14 protein-coding genes and 2 pseudogenes are annotated in these 18599 nt (G+C 71.9%); 7 read left to right on the forward strand and 9 right to left on the reverse strand.

What is annotated here, in order from left to right; all coding sequences use genetic code 11:
* Positions 1-217 precede the first annotated feature (217 nt).
* Positions 218-735, reverse strand: a pseudogene (locus IE124_RS35600) (transposase family protein); the annotation flags it as partial.
* Positions 736-963: 228 nt separating this feature from the next.
* Between IE124_RS35600 and IE124_RS04520 the strand changes: the two are divergent.
* On the forward strand, positions 964-1551 hold the full coding sequence (locus IE124_RS04520; RefSeq protein ID WP_189505061.1) for a hypothetical protein: 588 nt from the start codon (positions 964-966) through the stop codon (positions 1549-1551).
* A gap of 201 nt (positions 1552-1752) precedes the next feature.
* Here IE124_RS04520 and IE124_RS04525 read toward each other — a convergent pair whose 3' ends face one another.
* The 6 genes and pseudogenes from IE124_RS04525 to IE124_RS04550 form a co-directional block, all read right to left on the reverse strand.
* Positions 1753-2301 carry an SMI1/KNR4 family protein gene (locus tag IE124_RS04525; RefSeq protein ID WP_189505063.1) on the reverse strand — a complete coding sequence of 183 codons (549 nt, stop codon included), beginning with the start codon at positions 2299-2301 and terminating at the stop codon, positions 1753-1755.
* A gap of 222 nt (positions 2302-2523) precedes the next feature.
* Entirely contained in the window at positions 2524-2766 is a 243-nt protein-coding gene (locus IE124_RS04530) for a hypothetical protein (protein WP_189505065.1), read from the reverse strand.
* Between the two features lie 117 nt (positions 2767-2883).
* Entirely contained in the window at positions 2884-3129 is a 246-nt protein-coding gene (locus IE124_RS04535) for a hypothetical protein (protein ID WP_189505067.1), read from the reverse strand.
* The gene (locus IE124_RS34630) at positions 3105-3995 is read right to left on the reverse strand and encodes a hypothetical protein (protein WP_229832136.1); all 891 of its coding nucleotides are present in this window, start codon (positions 3993-3995) and stop codon (positions 3105-3107) included. Before IE124_RS34630 ends, IE124_RS04535 begins: the two co-directional genes overlap by 25 nt.
* On the reverse strand, positions 3907-4857 hold the full coding sequence (locus IE124_RS04545) for a hypothetical protein (protein WP_229832138.1): 951 nt from the start codon (positions 4855-4857) through the stop codon (positions 3907-3909). Before IE124_RS04545 ends, IE124_RS34630 begins: the two co-directional genes overlap by 89 nt.
* Before the next feature lie 12 nt (positions 4858-4869).
* A pseudogene (locus IE124_RS04550) lies at positions 4870-5342 on the reverse strand (hypothetical protein).
* Between the two features lie 433 nt (positions 5343-5775).
* Here IE124_RS04550 and rsgA point away from each other — a divergent pair.
* Together rsgA and IE124_RS04560 are read left to right on the forward strand one after the other, a co-directional pair.
* On the forward strand, positions 5776-6897 hold the full coding sequence (gene rsgA, locus IE124_RS04555) for a ribosome small subunit-dependent GTPase A (protein WP_189505070.1): 1122 nt from the start codon (positions 5776-5778) through the stop codon (positions 6895-6897).
* 94 nt (positions 6898-6991) lie between these two features.
* Complete coding sequence (locus tag IE124_RS04560) at positions 6992-8386, forward strand: DNA-3-methyladenine glycosylase 2 family protein (protein ID WP_306432380.1); 1395 nt, start codon at positions 6992-6994, stop codon at positions 8384-8386.
* Between the two features lie 4 nt (positions 8387-8390).
* Here the strand turns inward: IE124_RS04560 and IE124_RS04565 are convergent, their stop codons facing one another.
* A complete protein-coding gene (locus tag IE124_RS04565; RefSeq protein ID WP_189505074.1) occupies positions 8391-8873 on the reverse strand; it encodes a DUF456 domain-containing protein in 483 nt (160 codons plus the stop codon).
* A gap of 150 nt (positions 8874-9023) precedes the next feature.
* Between IE124_RS04565 and IE124_RS04570 the strand changes: the two genes are divergently transcribed.
* Positions 9024-10214, forward strand: coding sequence for a hypothetical protein (locus IE124_RS04570; RefSeq protein ID WP_440862305.1), 1191 nt, complete (start codon positions 9024-9026; stop codon positions 10212-10214).
* 23 nt (positions 10215-10237) lie between these two features.
* Here the strand turns inward: IE124_RS04570 and IE124_RS04575 are convergent, their stop codons facing one another.
* Positions 10238-11221 (reverse strand): helix-turn-helix transcriptional regulator, encoded by a 984-nt coding sequence (locus IE124_RS04575; protein ID WP_189505076.1) that lies wholly within the window; start codon positions 11219-11221, stop codon positions 10238-10240.
* Between the two features lie 233 nt (positions 11222-11454).
* Between IE124_RS04575 and IE124_RS04580 the strand changes: the two genes are divergently transcribed.
* The 3 genes from IE124_RS04580 to IE124_RS04590 all read left to right on the forward strand — a co-directional run bounded on the left by IE124_RS04580 (position 11455) and on the right by IE124_RS04590 (position 18568).
* Positions 11455-15216, forward strand: coding sequence for a S8 family peptidase (locus IE124_RS04580; protein WP_189505078.1), 3762 nt, complete (start codon positions 11455-11457; stop codon positions 15214-15216).
* Positions 15217-15352: 136 nt separating this feature from the next.
* Positions 15353-16798 (forward strand): protein phosphatase 2C domain-containing protein, encoded by a 1446-nt coding sequence (locus tag IE124_RS04585; protein WP_189505080.1) that lies wholly within the window; start codon positions 15353-15355, stop codon positions 16796-16798.
* A 27-nt stretch (positions 16799-16825) separates the two neighbouring features.
* Positions 16826-18568, forward strand: coding sequence for a pyruvate dehydrogenase (locus IE124_RS04590; RefSeq protein ID WP_189505081.1), 1743 nt, complete (start codon positions 16826-16828; stop codon positions 18566-18568).
* Positions 18569-18599 lie beyond the last annotated feature (31 nt).

Genomic DNA, 18599 nt, shown 5'->3' on the forward strand with positions numbered 1-18599 from the left:
CGCGTCGGTCACGCGGGTTGGCCTGGGTGTTCAGTCGGGTTGCCAGCGCGAGGACTGTCCGGAAGTGAAACAGACACTCCCTCCCCAGGGACGCGAGTGCGCAGACCGCGCCCGTGTGTCCCTGCAGGACCCCAACGGCCTCGCACCCGCGTGACCTAAAGCGTGCTGCAGAAGGTCGCGTTCAGGCAGGTCAGGACCTGGTTTGGTGCCGGTCTGGTCATGTGGTGAGGGCGAGGTTGTGCATGTGGGCGACGGCCTGGGCCACGTGATGGAGGCCGCTGCCGCGCTGGCGGCAGTCGTGGAGGATCTTGTAGTGCTTCATGCGGGCGAAGGCGTGCTCGGCACGGGCCCGGACCTTTCGGCGCTCGGCGTTGGCCTCCTCCTCTCCCGGCAGGAGGGCTCGGCCGGGGCGTTTGCGGTGAGGGGACGACGAGCCCGGTGCTGATGTGGGCGCCGTCGCCCAGCATGGTGACCCCCTTGTAGATGGGGGGCCAGGCCGGAATCGGCGCCGATGATGACCTGCACGTTCGCCGAGAACCGGTAGTTGCGTGAGGACGCCCCGGTCTTCCGGTCGCGGACAGGGATGAGAGCGCCGTCCATGATCCACAGCCGTTCCACCGCGTCGGTGGGACGGGTGGCCGGCTCGATGACCAGCAGCGGCCGCAGCCGCTGGATCACCCGGCAGGCCGTCGCCGACGAGACGTCGAACAGCGGAGCGAGCTGCTGCATCGTGAGGCGGCCCTCAACACCCCACGCATACAAGGGAAATGTTCACTCCGCAGCCTTCTGTGACACGCTTAGGTCCGGCCGACCGTGCCGGGCTCGCGGGCCCGGCACCGCACCGGCCGGGTCCGCGCCCTGCCCCGGTCGACGGCTTCGACACGAACGCGACGGCGGTGGGGCCGCTGCGACGGTCCGTGGCGAGACGTACGGTACGCAGGTACGAGCACGGGAGGGGAGACCATGGGCGACTGGTTCCAGACGATCGTCGACACCGAGGCCACGCCGGAGGAGGTGCAGGGGCTCGCGGCGAACGTACTCGACTGGCTGATCGCAGACGGCTTCGTCTCGGCGGAACGCACCGACTGTGTCCTCGGCGCCGACGCCGGGCACGCACCGGGGCCGCGGTACGGCGAAGCCGTCAAGGACCCGGATCCCGAGCTGGCCCATATGTGGAGCAACGGCCTGCACGTCACCGTGGAGCGTACGGTCTTCGATGCCGGGCAGGGTGAACCCTCGGCCGTCACCTGCCCGCACTGCACAGCGGAGGTACCCCTCGTCGACGAGCGCTGGTCGCCCCTCGACGAGAAGTGGGCACTGTTCGCGGACGCGGTGGGCTCCTGGGCCGAGGGGGAGGACGAGCCCGTCGCGTGCCCGTCCTGCGGCCGGACGGCTCCCGTGCACACGTGGCGCTGGGCGGACGACTACTTCGCGTTCGGCCATCTCGGCTTCACATTCTGGAACTGGCCCACGCTGCGCCCCGAGTTCGTCGCGGACTTCTCGCGCCGCCTCGTTGGCCACCGCACCGTACTGCTCGAAGGCAAGCTCTGATGGGACATGAAGAGCGAGGGCCTCGTCCGCCGGCGCGTGACCGACGGCATCGAGATCGCAGTCGCGCGCTGCACGGCCGACTGCGAAAGCTCCGCGCCCGCCGCCTGCTCGACCGGATCACGGGAACCGTCATCGCCGCCTTCGGCGTCCGAACGCCCTCGGCGACTGAGCGGCACGACCGGGAAGCGGCACGGGACCGGATCAGGACGCCGGCCGGTCCCCGTTCCCTTCTCCTGCGTCGGAATCGGCACCGGTATCGAACGACGTGGCCGGGGCCAGGCGCTCGACGAACGTCCGGAAGTCCGGGGCCAGGGGAAGTTCCATGCCGTCCTCCACATCGAACCACGTCACGGACGGTTCCCCGTCCCTCCCGCACGCCCGGTAGTCGAGGGCGATCCAGCAGTGGCCGTCACCGGACAGCAGGACCAGAGGGGAGGGAAGACCCCACTCCTCGACGAGGTAGGGGGTGTCCAGCAGGGACAACTGGTCCTCGTGGCGGCCGATGCCCATCAGGTCGTCGAACGGGACGTGGTCCTCGCTCCACGATGTCGGTACGTCGGTCGGGAACGCGTTCCACGACTCCGCCACCGCGCCGCCGTTCCGGACCTGCAGTGCCTCCAGCAGCGACGTCGGCAGACGGACGCCGAGCCGACGCTCCGCGTCCCGGACGGCGGTGTCCGTGAGTGGGGGCTGGACCCCGTACCGGCCCTCGCCCCAGAATTCCGCCCCGACCTCGTCGGACCGTGCCATGAACGCATCCTACGGATCCCCGCCCACGGGTCTGTCGACCCGTGTCGTCCGCCGGGGCCAGCAGGCGTCCGAGCTCCCGGTCCCCAGGGGCGAACGGGCCGGTCGCGGGGGTCACGCACTTGTCGACGACGGTCTCCGCGCCGGCCGCCGTGCCCTCCAGGCAGAGCTTCCCGCCCTTCTCCCGCAGGTCGACGAAGAACAGGGTGGTCGCACCGGCCTGCTTCAGGCCGTGGACGCGGTCGTCGGCGTAGCCGAGGCCACCGAGAATCGTCCTGACCTTCGCGGGGGTGGGGTCGGCCAGTCCACGAGGGCCTCGGCGACGCGCTGCTCGTGGTGGACGCCCGCGCACCAGTCACGTCCGTCCAGCTCCACCTCCAGCTCCACCTCCGGCCCCGCCGGGGGGCCGGGGACCGGCGGGGCGACGGGCCCTGCTCCCCGCCAGCGTCCGTCTTCGCGGTACCGCACGCACCGAGCGCCAGTACTGGGCGGCCGAAGACCAGGTTGAAGTCCCCCCACCTCTCAGTGAGTTGAGTGCACGATCCCGCCCATGTGAGTACGCGTACTCACGCACGGGAACGGCCGTCAGTCGGCGCCGCTGAGGTAGACCCGGCTGGTGTGCGCGTCGACCTGCGTCACTGCGATCTTCAGCCAGTCGAGATCATCCTCGCAAGGCGCGCACACCTGACCTTCACGGACATTCGCCGACAGGTCGGGCTCCGGCAGCCCCAGGTGCGAGAACGGCGTCGACGGGTTGGTGTTGCGGGCTAGTGGCTGTTCCCGCAGGCTGAGCGGTTCCTCCGGCTTCAGCTGAGCGACGAAGCCGTCCACCTCGTAGGGAGGACGAAAGCCATGATCAGACCGTCGTCCTGGAACCCCGCCAAGTGCGCCGCCTTCGTCTCCGTCGCCGTGGCGGGCATCCGTACGTGTAGCGTCTCGGCCACCGACTCCACGGTGGCCGTGTCCACCCAGTGCGATACCTGTCCCGAGGAGCGGTCGGCCGTCGGAGTTCGGTTCTCCGCCGCCCCCGAGCATCCGGCCACCAGCAGAGAAGCGAGGATGCTCATCGCCCCGGTAAGCGGGGGGTGCCACCTGCTTCGCGGGTCCACGTTCATCGGGCGTCCCCGTTCCGGCCGATGTCGGTACGTGTGCCGTCCCGTCCAGGTTCCTTGGGGTCGGGCCAGGCGCCGCCCGACGTCAAGTCGTGCTGCTGCACCGAAACTGCTCCCTCTCATGTCGAACTCCCTGGCCTGTCCCGTCGTGTGCATGCGGGCCATGTCGGCGTCGGTGACCGTGGTCGGACCGATGGGCGTTGCCTTGCCCGGGTCCCAGTTGTACCGGTCCCAGACGTTGACCTGATAGTCGATGCTGACTTGTGGCTTGCCGTCCGGGCCCGGCATCGCGGTCACGACACCCGTGGTGTTCGTCATGGCACTGCCCACCGCGAGGTACCAGTTCGCTCTGCCATCCGGGCCCTTGTCGTGGGTGTACCCCACCCCTGCGGTCTCCCCAGGGATCGCCACGGGCTTGCCGCCCGACTGCGCGAAGGCTTCAAGCGCCTGACGGCGCCACTCGTCCTCCTGCCTGGCGCGCGTCGCCGCCGACACGTCACGCAGGACCGTGTCGTCCTCGTCGCTCAGCATCCTGTCGACGTCGAGGTCGAGAGACCTGCCGGTCTCGTTCAGGTAGTGATCCATGTGCCGGGCCGCGTCCGTCTTGCCGAGGAAGTCGCCGCTGTTCGACATCCCCGTTGGCCTGCAACTCCATCCAGTAGTCCCCGAAGCCCGGTGAGTCGACGTCGAACGGTCCCGCCCCGTCGTCGGCGGCCACCCGCTTGACCGACGGGGTGAGCAGATCGGCCGCCAGCAGCCCGTCCTTGTGCCGCATCCAGAGTTGCGCCCGGGCCTCAGGACTCAGGGACTGCCACAGTCGTCCCAGCTCCCCGCGCTGTTTGTCATCGGCGTCTTCGCCCAGCCCAGCGAGTTTCATGGCACGCGGGAGCATGTCCTCGTCGAGTGACGTGTATGAGGTATGGCCTGCGTCGGCCGGATCACCGCCGTGGCTCGCGCGCAGCGCCCGTACCGCGGCCGCGTCCACCTCGGTGGCGTGGCTCATGATCCCGGCCAGTCTGTCGGCGTACCACTGCATCGTGTCGCGCTTCTTCTGTCCGGGCCCGTCCACCTCGCAGATGAGGGCATCCGCGATCGCTATGCTTCCGTCCTTGTGGCCGGTGACGCTGAAGCCCTTCTCCTTGGCCTCGGCGGTCACGCTCCTGGCCTGCTGCTGGAGGCCCTTCAGCTCGGTGAGTGCGTCATCAAGGACACTGAAGATGCTCTGCGCTTCCTCGTGAAGGTCCTTGAACTCCTTCACTGTCTTGCCGACGAAGTCCCGCGTAGCGTTCGCGTTGACTCCGTCCCAACGGGCCTTGTCAGCCTTCGCCTTCATGCCGTCTCGGGCTTCGCCGCCGAGCCGCTGCATCTTCTCGGCCATGTGCTTCCAGCCGGCGGCCGCCGTCCCCAGTTTGCCGAGGTCGACTTCCATGAGCTCGGTGTAGTTCATGAAGTGATCCCCCTACTTGAAGTGCTCGGCGAGGCGGGAGACGGGCACGGCCGAGCCGTCCCGGTTCCTGAGGGACGCGGCGATCGCGGCGTCGTTCTCCGCGTGTGTCTTCTTCGAGTAGTCCAGGTGGTTCGAGATGTGTGCACATGCTTGAAGGACACTCTTGACCTGGGAGGTCCAGACGGACACCGTCGTCTCCAACTCACTCCCGAGGGCGAAGTTGCTGCCCTTTAAGGCTGCTGCCGCCTGCATCGTGGAGCCGGCCCCGTCCGCGTCGGCGCCGGCACCGGCGATATCGGCCTCTTTCTGTAACTGACTGTGCAGCACGAATGCCTCATGGCCTACCGCGCCCAGGTCGTCCTGGTTCACGACGAGGTCGGCTTGTCTGTTGCCTCCTGGCCGCCTGGCACTTGATTGAGTCGCATCGACGCTTGCTGTCGGGCGGTCACGTCTGCTTTCGCGCGGTCCCAGTCATCCCATGCCATCACACCATTGGATCACGGCGCCGCGAGGTTCCCTTCGCAGCGTGAAGTCCGTGGCAGCAGGGGATGTTGGTTGTCATGGCAGAGAAGTGACGCAGGTTCACGGCGAAGTTGTCAGGTGCCGGCCCGGGACACCGTGCGACTCGCGGCGTAACGGCGGAGCGTCCGCAGCTGATGTCGGTGGGCGAGGTCTCGGATTTAATCGGTGGTGCCGCGTCCAGAGCGGCACTATGGTGCTGCTCATCCGTTCCCGAGGGGCAACGGTGTTGGTTCGTTGAGAAGAAGCAGGAGGTGAGGACATTGATGACTGTCACGGTGACGGGCTCTGCCCGCATTCAGGAGTTCATCGTTCCCACCCCTGTGGTCTCCGGCTGACACCCACTCGATCCGCGCGCTCGGAGCGCGCCGCCGGGGCCACCCTTCGAAGGGTTCCCCCTTGTTCAACGCTTCGCTCCACCCGTTTTCCTCTTCCGCTGTCCAGCACCCGCTCGCCGTCTACGGCTGGGACGCCGGCTGGGCCGAGGCCTTCGCCCCGTACGCGGCTCAGGGACTGCTCCCGGGCCGGGTCGTCCGGGTCGACCGAGGACAGTGCGACGTCGCCACCCCCGAGGGGATCGTGCGCGCCGACACGGCGTTCGTGACCCCGCACGACCCCCTGCGGGTCGTCTGCACCGGCGACTGGGCCGCCGTCGACCCCGAGGGCGTCAGCGACCCCCGCTACGTACGGACGCTGCTGCCGCGCCGTACGGCCTTCGCGCGCTCCACCTCCTCCTCCCGGTCCGAGGGGCAGATCCTCGCGGCCAACGTCGACCACGCGGTCATCACCGTCTCGCTCGCCGTCGAGCTGGACCTCGGCCGGATCGAGCGCTTCCTCGCGCTCGCCTGGGAGTCCGGCGCGCAGCCGACGATCGTCCTCAGCAAGGCGGACCTCGTGCCCGACCCCGTCGGGCTGTCCTACCTCGTCGAGGACGTCGAGACCGTCGCGCCCGGCGTGCAGGTCGTGCCCCTCAGCTCCGAGACGGGCGAGGGCCTCGACGTGCTGTCCGCGGTGGTCGCGGGAGGCACGACCGTCCTGCTCGGCGTCTCCGGCGCCGGCAAGTCGACCCTCGCCAACGCACTCGTCGGCCACGACGTCATGACCGTCCAGGCCGCCCGGGACGTCGACGGCAAGGGCCGCCACACCACGACCACCCGCAACCTCTTCGTCCTGCCGGGCGGGGGCGTCCTCATCGACACCCCCGGGCTGCGAGGGGTCGGCCTCTGGGACGCCGAGACCGGCGTCGGCCAGGTCTTCTCCGAGATCGAGGAGCTGTCGTCGGAGTGCCGTTTCCACGACTGCGCCCATGAGTCGGAGCCCGGCTGCGCGGTGGCGGCGGCGATCGAGGACGGCTCACTGCCCGTGCGCCGACTGGAGAGCTACCGCAAGCTGATCCGCGAGAACCAGCGGATCGTGGCCAAGACCGACGCCCGTTTGCGCTCCGAGATCCTCAAGGACTGGAAGCGCAAGGGCGCGGAGGGCCGCGCGGCCCTGGAGGCCAAGCGCGGACGCGTCCGCTAGCCGTGTCCGGAAAGTCCCGCCCGGCCCTCCTTGCCGGACATCCCCTGGAACCCGGTGCGCTGTGGTCCGGGACTCGTTCCCGGGCCGCAGCGCCATGTCCGAAATCCGCGAGTCGAGTCCCTTCGGGTCCCGCACACTGGGAGACATGAGGGACGACGACACCCGCTACGAGGCGGTCAGCAGCAGGGACGCGCGGTTCGACGGAGAGTTCTTCTTCGCCGTCCGCACCACCGGCATCTACTGCCGCCCCAGCTGCCCCGCCGTCACCCCCAAGAGGCAGAACGTCGCCTTCTTCCCCACGGCAGCCGCCGCCCAGGGCCACGGCTTCCGCGCCTGCCGCCGCTGCCGGCCGGACGCCGTGCCCGGCTCCGCCGCGTGGGACGTCCGGGCCGACGTCGTCGGCCGTGCGATGCGCATGATCGGCGACGGGGTCGTCGACCGCGAGGGCGTGCCCGGACTCGCGGGCCGCCTCGGCTACAGCACCCGTCAGGTGCAGCGCCAGCTCACCGCCGAGCTCGGCGCCGGTCCCGTGGCGCTCGCCCGCGCCCAGCGGGCGCACACCGCGCGGCTGCTGCTCCAGACGACGGGCCTCCCCGTCACCGAGATCGCCTTCGCGGCCGGCTTCGCCAGCGTCCGCCAGTTCAACGAGACCGTCCGCGCCGTCTACGCCCGCACCCCCACCGCCCTGCGGGAGGAGGCGGGCAGCGGCGCCGGAGGCCGTACGGCGCTCGCAGCCGGGGTCCCGCTCCGGCTCGCCCACCGGGGGCCGTACGCCGCGGGGGAGGTCTTCGACCTGCTCGCGGCCGAGGCCGTACCCCGCGTCGAGGAGGTCGTCGGCGCCCCCGGAGCCCGCACCTACCGGCGCACGCTCAGCCTCCCGTACGGCACCGGGATCGTCTCCGTCGACGAGCGGTCCGCCGGCCGCTGGCTCGACGCCCGCATCCACCTCACCGAGCTGCGGGACATGACCACCGCCGTGCACCGGCTGCGCCGCCTCTTCGACCTCGACGCGGACCCGTACGCGGTCGCCGAGCGGCTCGGCGCCGACCCCGGGCTCGCCGCCGAGGTGACGGCCCGGCCCGGCGTGCGCTCCCCGGGGACGGCCGAGCCGGAGGAGTTCGCCCTGCGGACGCTCCTCGGGCCCGCGGAGTCGGCCCGGCTCGTCGAAGCGCACGGCGCGCCCCTGGCCACCGCCTGCGGCGGCCTCACCCACCTCTTCCCGGCCCCGGCCGACCTGACCGGCCACCCCGTCGCGGGGCCGCTGGCCCGGGCGCTCGTCGACGGAGCCGTACGCCTCGACCAGGGCGCCGACCGCGACGATTCGGAGCGCGCGCTGCTCGCCGTCCCCGGCGTGAGCCCCGAGTCCGCAGCCGTCATCCGGATGCGGGCCCTCGGCGACCCGGACGTCCTCCTCGGGGGCGCCCGGGGGGCGGAGGAGTGGCGCCCCTGGCGCTCGTACGCGGCGCGCTACCTCGCGACCACGGCCTGAGGTCTCAGCCCCAGAGCACCGCGCCCGCCCACGCGCCCACGATCAGCAGGCACGAGAAGAGCTCGACGAGGACGCTCGTACCGGCCGCCCGCATGACGGTCCGGGTCGCCGCCCTGGCCTGGCCGTGGCCGCCGAGGCGGAGCCGTTCCGAGAGGTAGACCCCGCCGACGAAGCCGGGGATCGCACCGAGGACGGGGACCAGCACGAAGCCCACGAGCGCGCCGAGACCCGCGTACACGATCATCCGCCGGGTGATGCCCACGCCCCGGAACCGGCGTGGCGGGAGCTGCCAGACGATCACCTGCGTGAGGAGCAGCAGACCGGTCGAGGCTGCCAGCAGGATCCAGGCGAGGTCCGACCGCTCGTGCAGCGACCACCAGAGCATGGCGGCCCACACCAGCCACGTTCCCGGTACGCCGGGGGTCAGCACCCCGAACAGACCGAGCAGCATCACCGTCGCGACCATCAGGAGCTGCCACACACCCACGCTGCCCAGCGTCCCCCAGAATCCGGGTCCGCGCAGGTCGCACGACCCGTACGGGTCCGGAGGAGCGCCCCGGTCCGGTCGGAAACCCGGTGGATCCGCCGCGACGGGCGAGGCACAATCCCCGAGGAATCGGGGCGAGGGGGAGCTTGTTTGTACGTGTTCATGTGTGTCGGGTGCGGCACGGAGCTGACGGCGCCGGTGTCCCGGGTCGCCCTCCCCGTCCACACCCACTACGGGGCGTGGGAGCAACTCCACCCTCCGCTGATGGAGCCCGCGACCTATGCCGTCGAGCCCCGGCCCACCGGACCGCCCTGGCGGTCGTGGGACGAGGTCGGCGAGGACGAGGCCGCCCGGCGGGGCCTGTACGCGCGGGTGCACTCCGTCTCGTTCGGCGCGCGCAACAGGATCGTCATCGCCCCCGGCGACTCCCGGTCCATGGCCCTGATCCCCGAGAGGTGCGAGGGCTACTGCCGGGGCGTGGACGGCCGGGACGGCCCGAACCTGGCGTGCGAGGGCTGCGGGCGGCCCGTGGCGACCCGCAGGGACGACTGCGGCATGTGGCAGACGGTGTGGCTGGAGCCCGACGCGGTCGAACGCCGCCCCTCGGGGCTCCCGGCCGGTCCGCCTCCCGACTGGGACGACCTGGAGCGCGCCGAGCACCGGGTCCCGCCCGTCGAACCCGACGGGGCGTGGAGCACCCGGTGGGAGGCGGCGCTCGGGGTCGCGCTGGCCCACCTGGTGGCGGTCACAGGGAACCGCCCGGTGAGCCTTCCCGCGGGCCCGGTCACCGAGCTGTTCGGCCACGCGGTCGACCGTTGCGTGCCTGTCGAGTCCTTGGCCAGGCCGTGGGGCGAGCCCTGGACCGGGGCCGCGTCCGGGTCCGAGGCGGTCGTGAGGACTGAGGACGGCCCCGAACCCGGGCTCGGTCCTGGATCCGGGCTCGGCCCCGACTCCGGGCTCGGCCCCGAATCCGGGCTCGCGACCTGGTCCGTGGAGCTGGCCGGTCCCGGGATCGGCACGCCCCGTCCCCGCCCCGACGTCCTCCTCGTCCCCCGCCACCCCCTCACAGGCGACCCCTGGCGCCCGCCCGGCGACGAGGGGGCCGTGGTGCCGCTGGACAGCGGGGTCTGGGCGTACCTGGCCCACCCGGGCGAGACCTCGCCGCTGCCCGTGACCGGGGTGCTCCCGGAGGGCGTCCTGCGCGACGACTACCCCCTGCCGCAGCGCCCCAGGCGCCTGCTTGAGCCCGACCGCCATGCCTTCGAGGGCACCCTGGTGCGCCTGCCCGAGGTACGCCACCCCCGGCTACGCGGATTCCGCGACAGCAGACACACTCCCTAGGGGTGTCTTGCCGACGACACCCCCTAGCCGCGCGCCACCCAGCCCTTCTCGTACGCGTGCCAGCCCAGCTGGAGGCGGGTCGTCACGCCGGTCAGCTCCATCAGGCCCTTGACCCGGCGCTGGACCGTCCGCAGGCCCAGGTCCAGCTGCTTCGCCACGCTCGCGTCCGTCATCCCGGCGAGGAGCAGCGACAGGATCTCCAGGTCCATCACGTCCGGGCCCGGGGCCTCGTCCTCGGTGATCTGGGCGCCCGCGCCGAGCCGGAGCGGCAGGGCCTCCCGCCACACCGACTCGAAGAGGCCCATCAGCGATTCGAGGAGCCCGCTCGCGTGGACGACGATCGCCGCGGGCTCCGCGCCCCGTCCCGTCAGCGGGACCATGGCGAGGGAGCGGTCGGCGACCACCAGCTTGGTGGGGACCCGGTCCGCGACCCGGATGCGCTCCTCGCGGCTGAGCGCCGCCGAGAGTTCCAGCAGCCCGGACGGCAGGCCGAGCACCTCGCGCTCGATCACCACCCGGTAGCGCACGCCCCGCCCGGCCGCCTGCTCCTCCGCGTCGTTCTCCATGCCGGTGACCGCGATCGGCTTGCCCGTCACCAGGGCGCAGACCTCCTCCTGCGCGCCCAGCTGGAGCTGGAGGAAGCGGTGGGTGACGGCGCTCGCGCCCGTCACCACCTCCACCAGGTCGTGGACCGCCGCCTCCGCCGCCTCCGCGCGGTACTCCTCCGCCAGCAGCGCCGCCGCCAGCTCCGCCTGCTCCAGCTCGTGGCGCTGCTGCGTCAGCAGGGCGCCCAGAGCCACGCCCGGCGGCGCCGCCACCCAGCGTCCGGTCCTGGCCGAGGACTGCGCGGCGAGCCCCTGGGACTCCAGCCGGCGCAGCGCCCGCTCCGTGTCCTGCTCGGGCAGGGCGAGCCGGTGTGCGAGATCGGTGACCTCGGCCGCGCCCAGCGCGACCAGGGCGCGGTACGCGGCCTCCTGGCGCTCGTCGAGCCCTATCGCTCCCAGCATGGTTGCCCCACCCCTCGCCGTACATCCGATGGGCCGCGCCGGATCTTCCCGGGACCTTCACCGGAGGCATTCGTTCCGTTGGTGACCTGGCGGGAAACGGCCACGGCGTATTCCCGCCTTGCCCATCATCCCTGTACCGCCCTCACCTCTGCCAATGTGGCGCCACCGCAGCACCAACAGCCTCCGGAGACGGGTGTCTTGTGCCCTTTTTCCGGAATCAGATGGGGAGAGCGATGCGCCCGATTTCGCGTACGGCCCTGGGGGCGGCGACCGCCGCCGTGCTGGCCGTCACCGCGGTCGCGCCGTCCATGGCGAATGAGCCACAGGACGGTACGGCCGGCAAGCGACCGCTGGTCGGCAGCGAGGCCTCGGCCCGCGCCGGTGACCGGACCGCCACGGTCACCCTGGTCACCGGGGACCGCGTCCTGGTCAGCCACGACGCCGACGGGAACCCGGCGGCCACGGCGCTGCCCCGCGAGGACGGCACCGTCCCGCTCGTCCAGACCCGCCGCTCCGGCCAGGACCTGTACGTCTACCCCGAGGACGCCACCGACGCGCTCGCCGCGGGCCGCGTCGACGAGGAGCTCTTCAACGTCACCGGCCTCATCCGCCAGGGCTACGACGACGCCTCCACCACCACCCTGCCGCTCATCGCGGTCTACGGCTCCGACCTCGCCCGCTCGGTCCCCGCCGCCCCGCGCGGCGCCCGGCGCGGCCAGGTCCTCAAGACCGTCGACGGCGTCGCACTCAAGGCCGACAAGAAGCAGGCCGCCACCTTCTGGGCCGACGTGAACACCCCGCGGGCCCGCTCCGCCGCCGGCATCGAGAAGCTCTGGCTCGACCGCAAGGTTCAGGCCACCCTGGAGCGCTCGACGAAGCAGGTCCACGCCCCCGAGGCCTGGGCCGCCGGCTACGACGGCACCGGCACCAAGGTCGCCGTCCTCGACACCGGCGCAGACACCGAGCACCCCGACCTCAAGGGCCGCGTCACCGCCTCGGAGAACTTCACCGACTCCGAGAGCGCCGGCGACCGCCAGGGCCACGGCACCCACACCATCTCGACCGTCGGCGGGTCCGGCGCCGCGAGCGACGGCAGGAAGAAGGGCGTCGCCCCCGGCGCCGACCTCCTCAACGGCAAGGTCCTCAACGACTCGGGCTCCGGCGCCGCCAGCTGGATCATCGCGGGCATGGAGTGGGCCGTCGCCCAGGGCGCCGACGTCGTCTCCATGAGCCTCGGCAGCTCCGTCCCCACCGACTGCACCGACCCGATGAGCGTCGCCGCCGAGGAACTCGCCCAGGAAAAGGGCACGTTGTTCGTCATCGCTGCCGGAAACTCCGGCCCGACCCTCAACACCGTCTCCTCGCCCGGCTGCGCGCCCAGCGTCCTCACCGTCGGCGCCACCGACCGCGACGACTCCACCGCGTACTTCTCCAGCCGCGGCCCGACGATCGTCAACCACACCCTCAAGCCCGAGATAGCCGCGCCCGGCGTCGGCATCTCCGCGGCCGCCGCCGGCGGCCGGGGCGTGTACGCCTATCAGTCGATGTCCGGTACGTCGATGGCCACCCCGCACGTCGCGGGCGCCGCCGCCATCGTCAAGCAGCGCCACCCCGACTGGACCGCCCAGCAGATCAAGGCCGCCCTCGTCTCCTCCGCGGAGAGCGACCTCCCCGGTGACGTCCGCGAGGTCGGCGGCGGCCGCCTCGACGTCAAGGCGGCCATCGACCAGACCGTCCTCGGCGCCCCCGCCGTCCAGGGCGGCACGTTCGACTGGCCGCAGGACAGGAGCGACCGCACCACGGTCTCCGTCCCGTACACCAACACCTCCGAAGCCCCCGTCGCCCTGAACCTCTCCGTCGAGAAGGTCACCGGCAACGACGGCTCGGGAGTCCGGAGTTCGGTCGCCCGCCTCGCCAAGCGCACCGTCACCGTCCCGGCCGGCGCCACCGTCCAGGTCCCGCTGGAGCTCGACCCCGCCGCTCGTCTGGACCGCGCCCAGTACGGCGACGTCACCGGCCGCGTCCTCGCCACCGGGCCCGGCGGGATCCACGTCTCGACCCCCTTCTCGCTCTACGTCGAGCCCGAGACCGTCACCCTCCGGGTCAAGCTGATCGACCGTCAGGGCAAGCCCGCCGACGGCGCGTCCTCCCTCGACCTCATCGGCACCGACGACGCGAGCGGAGAGCGCCGCTTCAACGAAGGAGCCGCCGACCAGGTCTACCGCCTGCGTCCCGGCAGCTACTTCCTCTCCTCCTTCGTCACCACTCCGGACGCCGGAGAGGGCGCCACGCTGAACGACTCGCTCAGCTACCTCGGCCGCCCGCAGCTGGAGCTGAAGAAGGACACCACCGTCGTCCTCGACGCCCGCAAGGCCCACAAGCTGTCGGTGAAGACCGACGGGACCACCGAACTCCGAGGCGCCACGCTCGCGTTCAGCCGCTCCTGGGACGACACCTGGATGCACGCCGGCACCGCCGCCGGACCGCGCACCATCCGGAACTACTACGCCTCCGTCGAAGGCCGCGCCGACGAGGGCGACTTCGAGTTCGGCAGCTACTGGCGCGCCGCCGCACCGCAGATCACCTCGCTGCGCACCGCCGACGGACTGACCCTGCACCCGCTCACCGCCTCCCTCGGCTCCGACAACCTCGACGGCACGGGCTCCGCCCGCCTCGTCGACGCCGGAACCGGCACGCCCGACGAGCTCAGGGCCGCCGGGGTCGAGGGCCGCGTCGCCCTCGTCCGACTGCCGGACGACTCCACCGCCGCGGGCACCCTCGCCCGTAACGCCAAGGCCGCCGGCGCCGTCGCCGTCGTCACGTACCACTCGGCCCCCGGCCGCTGGTACCCGACCGGCGGCTTCACCGGCCTCGGCCTGCCCGTCCTCGGCGTCCCGTCCACGGAGGCGACCGCGCTCCTCGGCAAGCTGGCGGCCGGCGAGGTCACCCTCGCCTGGAAGGCCACGGCGAAGAGCCCCTACGTCTACAACCTCGCGTTCCCCGAGACCGGCGCGATCCGCGACGACAAGGACTACCGGGTCCGCGACCGCGAGCTCGGCCGCACGGACTCCACCTACGGGTCGGCCGGTATCGCCACCGACTTCATCGACTTCGCGGGGGCGCGCCGCCCGGACGGCGTCCGCGTCGGCTTCGGCTCGCTGGAGACGGTCCCCGCGCCCGGCGCCCGCACCGAGTACTACTCGGCCGGCGACACGAGCTGGGAGCCGATGGTCGGCAGCAGCTTCCCCTTCGGGGAGATCATGGTCGGCACCCCGCACGCCTACACCCCCGGAGAGAAGCGCACCGAGAACTGGTACGACGGGGTCATCGCCCCCACCGCCCCGCGCGACGCGGCCGGCGAGCCGGTGCTCGTCGCCGAGCGCCAGGGCAACCTGATCGGCTTCGCCGACGCCATGTGGGGCGACCGCACCCACCACGCCGTGCCGGGCTCCTTCGGGGACATCGGCAACGTCAGCCTCAGCCGCGACGGCGAGGTCCTGGGCACGAGCAGCTGGCCGTTCGGAGTGTTCGAGGTACCCGCCGAAGCCGGGACGTACACGCTCGAACAGAACACCATGAAGATCGGCAGCAAGGTGTGGGCCCGCTCCACCTCCGTCAATTCGAAGTGGGAATTCACCTCCAAGCTTGACGAGAGCGTCTATTCTCAGGGCATCCCGATTCTCTTCCCCCGGTACGACCTTCCGGAGGACGGACTCAAGACCCTCGCCGCGACCGATGGCCAGCAGATCGGCCTCACCGCGACGGGTCACGCGGGCTACACTCCCGCAGCGCTCACCTCGGCGAAGCTCTCGTACTCCTACGACGAGGGCACGACCTGGACGGAAGCGCGGGTCTCCCAGCAGGGCGGTCAGTGGACCGCGACCGTGAACCACGCGGGCGCGTCCGGTGAGCCCGTCACCCTGAGGACCGAACTGACGGACGCCAACGGCAACTCCGTCACCCAGACCGTGGTCCGCGCTTACGACGTGCGCTGATCACGACGGTCCGCCGGGCGTCCTTCCCGTGGGGGGTGGGGCCGCCCGGCGGACCACTCATGTCGCGTCACTCTTTCGCAGCAACGGTTTTCCTGATGTCCGTTTTCGGGCGCCGTGTGCGGTGGACAATAAGGGCATGACTCAGCAGGGGGACAACTGGTGGGACAAGCTCTACGACGAGCCGGCGCCGGACACGGCCCCGACGGTCCCGGGTGAATCGCTGGACGACCACTTCGCCACGGCGCCCCGCGCCACCACGGGCCCGCCGGGCCCGAGCCCGGTCCTGAAGCCGGAGGCACCGTCCGACACGGCCCCGGCGCAGGCCGAGGAGCCCGCGCCGGATCCTCGGGCCGTCCCGACCGGCCGGGCGCCGGCACCCTGGGAGACCCCCGAGCAGGGGCCGCGCTCCTTCCCCGGGCCGCCGCCCGCTGCCCCGCCCCCGCCCCCCGTCGCCCCGCCGGCCGAGACGCCCACCGTCCAGGTCGCGATGCCGGAGGCGGCTCCGGAGCCCCAGGCCGGTGCGGACGTCGACGCCGACCCGGAGACCGGGCCCGACGCCGATCTCACCGTCCAGGTGCCCGTGCCCCGCCCCCGGGCGGCCGGATTCGTCGGCAACAGACCGCCGACCTACGAGGCCGAGCCCACCGCCCTCCCCGTAGCCCGGCCCGGCGAGCTCGCCGAACTGGTCGCCGACACCGTCCTGGACGGCGCCCGCTACGGCACCTGCACCCTGCGGGCCGCCTCCGTGCGCGGCGACTCCGCCCGCTACCGCGGCGAACCCCGCCGCGACGCCCTGCTCACCGCCCGCTTCGGCCACGACGAGGCCGCGCTCGTCCTCGTCGCCGTCGCCGCAGGCTCCCGCGCCGCCGAGGACGCCCATCTCGCCGCCGCCGACGCCTGCCAGTGGATCGCGGAGGCCGTCGGCCGCAGCCACGCCCGGCTCTCGGAGGACATCAGGAGCGGCCGCCGCGGCGACCTCAAGTCCGGACTGCACCGGCTCACCGACCGTACGTACGGCAAACTGCGCGCCCGCGCCGCCGACCGGGGCCTCGCTCCCGACGAGTACACCGCGACCCTCCGCTGCCTCCTCGTCCCGGCCGACCCCGAGTGCCGCACGCGCGTCTTCTTCGGGATCGGCGGCGGTGGCCTCTTCCGGCTCCGGGAGGGCTCCTGGCAGGACATCGAACCGCTGCTGCCCGAGCCCGCGGCCGTCACCGGCGCCCCCGTCGTCGGCTTCGGCTCGCCCTCGCCGAAGGACGCGGCCGAGACCGAGGAGGGCGACCGGCTCACCATGAACCTCGGCGTCACGACCCCACCGGGCCCGCTCGTGGAGGAGCCCGTCCCGCCGCCCGCCGAACCGTTCCGCTTCCGGGCCTCCGTCGCCCGCCCCGGGGACACCCTGCTCCTCGCCTCGCCCGGACTCGCCGAGCCGATGCGCGGCGAACCCGCTCTCGCCCGCGAACTCGCCACCCGCTGGGCCGACCAGGAGCCGCCCGGCCTCGCCGCCTTCCTCACCGACACCCAGCTGAGGGTGACGGGGTACGCCGACGACCGCACGGGGGTCGCCGTCTGGGAGGCGTAACGCGCCGGGCCGTGTGTTGATGGAGCCATGGCCAAACAGAACGTCGCAGAACAGTTCGTCGACATCCTCGTGCGCGCGGGCGTGAAGCGTCTGTACGGCGTCGTCGGCGACAGCCTGAACCCGGTCGTCGACGCCATCCGCCGCACCTCCGCGCTCGACTGGGTCCAGGTGCGGCACGAGGAGGTGGCCGCCTTCGCCGCCGGTGCCGAGGCCCAGATCACCGGCAGCCTCGCCGCCTGCGCGGGCTCCTGCGGCCCCGGGAATCTGCACCTCATCAACGGCCTGTACGACGCCCACCGTTCCATGGCCCCGGTCCTGGCCCTCGCCTCGCACATCCCGTCCAGCGAGATCGGCCTCGGCTACTTCCAGGAGACCCACCCCGACCAGCTCTTCCGCGAGTGCAGCCACTACAGCGAGCTGATCTCCAACCCGAAGCAGATGCCCCGGCTGCTCCAGACGGCGATCCAGCACGCCGTCGGCCGCAGCGGCGTCAGCGTCGTCTCGCTGCCCGGCGACATCGCCTCCCTGCCCGCACCCGACAAGGCCGCGGAGACCGCGCTCGTCACCTCCCGCCCCACCGTCCGGCCGGGCGACGACGAGATCGACGCGCTCGTCCGGATGATCGACGCGGCCGACCGGGTGACGCTCTTCTGCGGCAGCGGCACGGCGGGCGCGCACGCCGAGGTGATGCAGTTCGCCGAGCGGATCAAGGCCCCGGTCGGCCACGCCCTGCGGGGAAAAGAGTGGATTCAGTACGACAATCCGTTCGACGTCGGCATGAGCGGGCTGCTCGGCTACGGCGCCGCCTACGAGGCCACCCACGAGTGCGACCTGCTGATCCTGCTCGGCACGGACTTCCCGTACAACGCCTTCCTGCCCGACGACGTGAAGATCGTCCAGGTGGACGTCCGGCCCGAGCACCTCGGCCGGCGCTCCCGCCTCGACCTCGCGATCTGGGGGGACGTCCGGGAGACCCTGCGCTGTGTCGTCCCGCGCGTCCGGGCCAAGACCGACCGCCGCTTCCTCGACAAGATGCTCAAGAAACACGCCGACGCACTCGAAGGCGTCGTGAAGGCCTACACCCGCAAGGTCGAGAAGCACGTCCCGATCCACCCCGAGTACGTCGCCTCCGTCATCGACGAACTGGCCGACGGGGACGCCGTGTTCACCGTCGACACCGGCATGTGCAACGTCTGGGCGGCCCGCTACCTCTCGCCCAACGGACGGCGCAGGATCATCGGCTCGTTCAGCCACGGCTCGATGGCGAACGCACTGCCGCAGGCCATCGGCGCGCAGTTCACCGACCGCAACCGGCAGGTCGTGTCGCTCTCCGGCGACGGCGGATTCTCCATGCTCATGGGCGACTTCCTCACCCTCGTCCAGTACGACCTCCCGGTGAAGGTCGTCGTCTTCAACAACTCCTCTCTCAGCATGGTCGAGTTGGAGATGCTGGTCGCCGGACTCCCCTCGTACGGGACGACGAACAAGAACCCGGACTTCGCGGCCATCGCGCGCGCCGCCGGGGCCTACGGCGTCCGTGTCGAGAAGCCCAAGCAGCTCGCGAGCGCGCTCAAGGACGCCTTCAAGCACCGGGGCCCGGCCCTCGTGGACGTCGTCACCGACCCCAACGCCCTCTCCATCCCGCCCAAGATCAGCGGCGAGATGGTCACCGGCTTCGCCCTCTCCGCCAGCAAGATCGTCCTGGACGGCGGCGTGGGCCGCATGCTCCAGATGGCCCGCTCCAACCTGCGCAACGTCCCCCGGCTCTGAGTCCTCCCGCCCCGGGGGAATGCGGGCGGTT

The organism is Streptomyces narbonensis (assembly GCF_014649015.1).
GTDB lineage: Bacteria > Actinomycetota > Actinomycetes > Streptomycetales > Streptomycetaceae > Streptomyces > Streptomyces narbonensis.

What these genes read in the sequence shown, in the direction of transcription:
- IE124_RS04520 (WP_189505061.1), top strand. Translation starts at nt 964, where the DNA reads ATGGGCGACTGGTTCCAGACGATCGTCGACACCGAGGCCACGCCGGAG.
- IE124_RS34630 (WP_229832136.1), bottom strand. Translation starts at nt 3,995, where the DNA reads ATGGATCACTACCTGAACGAGACCGGCAGGTCTCTCGACCTCGACGTC.
- IE124_RS04560 (WP_306432380.1), top strand. Translation starts at nt 6,992, where the DNA reads ATGTCCGAAATCCGCGAGTCGAGTCCCTTCGGGTCCCGCACACTGGGA.
- IE124_RS04545 (WP_229832138.1), bottom strand. Translation starts at nt 4,857, where the DNA reads ATGAACTACACCGAGCTCATGGAAGTCGACCTCGGCAAACTGGGGACG.
- IE124_RS04525 (WP_189505063.1), bottom strand. Translation starts at nt 2,301, where the DNA reads ATGGCACGGTCCGACGAGGTCGGGGCGGAATTCTGGGGCGAGGGCCGG.
- IE124_RS04590 (WP_189505081.1), top strand. Translation starts at nt 16,826, where the DNA reads ATGGCCAAACAGAACGTCGCAGAACAGTTCGTCGACATCCTCGTGCGC.
- IE124_RS04580 (WP_189505078.1), top strand. Translation starts at nt 11,455, where the DNA reads ATGCGCCCGATTTCGCGTACGGCCCTGGGGGCGGCGACCGCCGCCGTG.
- IE124_RS04585 (WP_189505080.1), top strand. Translation starts at nt 15,353, where the DNA reads ATGACTCAGCAGGGGGACAACTGGTGGGACAAGCTCTACGACGAGCCG.
- IE124_RS04575 (WP_189505076.1), bottom strand. Translation starts at nt 11,221, where the DNA reads ATGCTGGGAGCGATAGGGCTCGACGAGCGCCAGGAGGCCGCGTACCGC.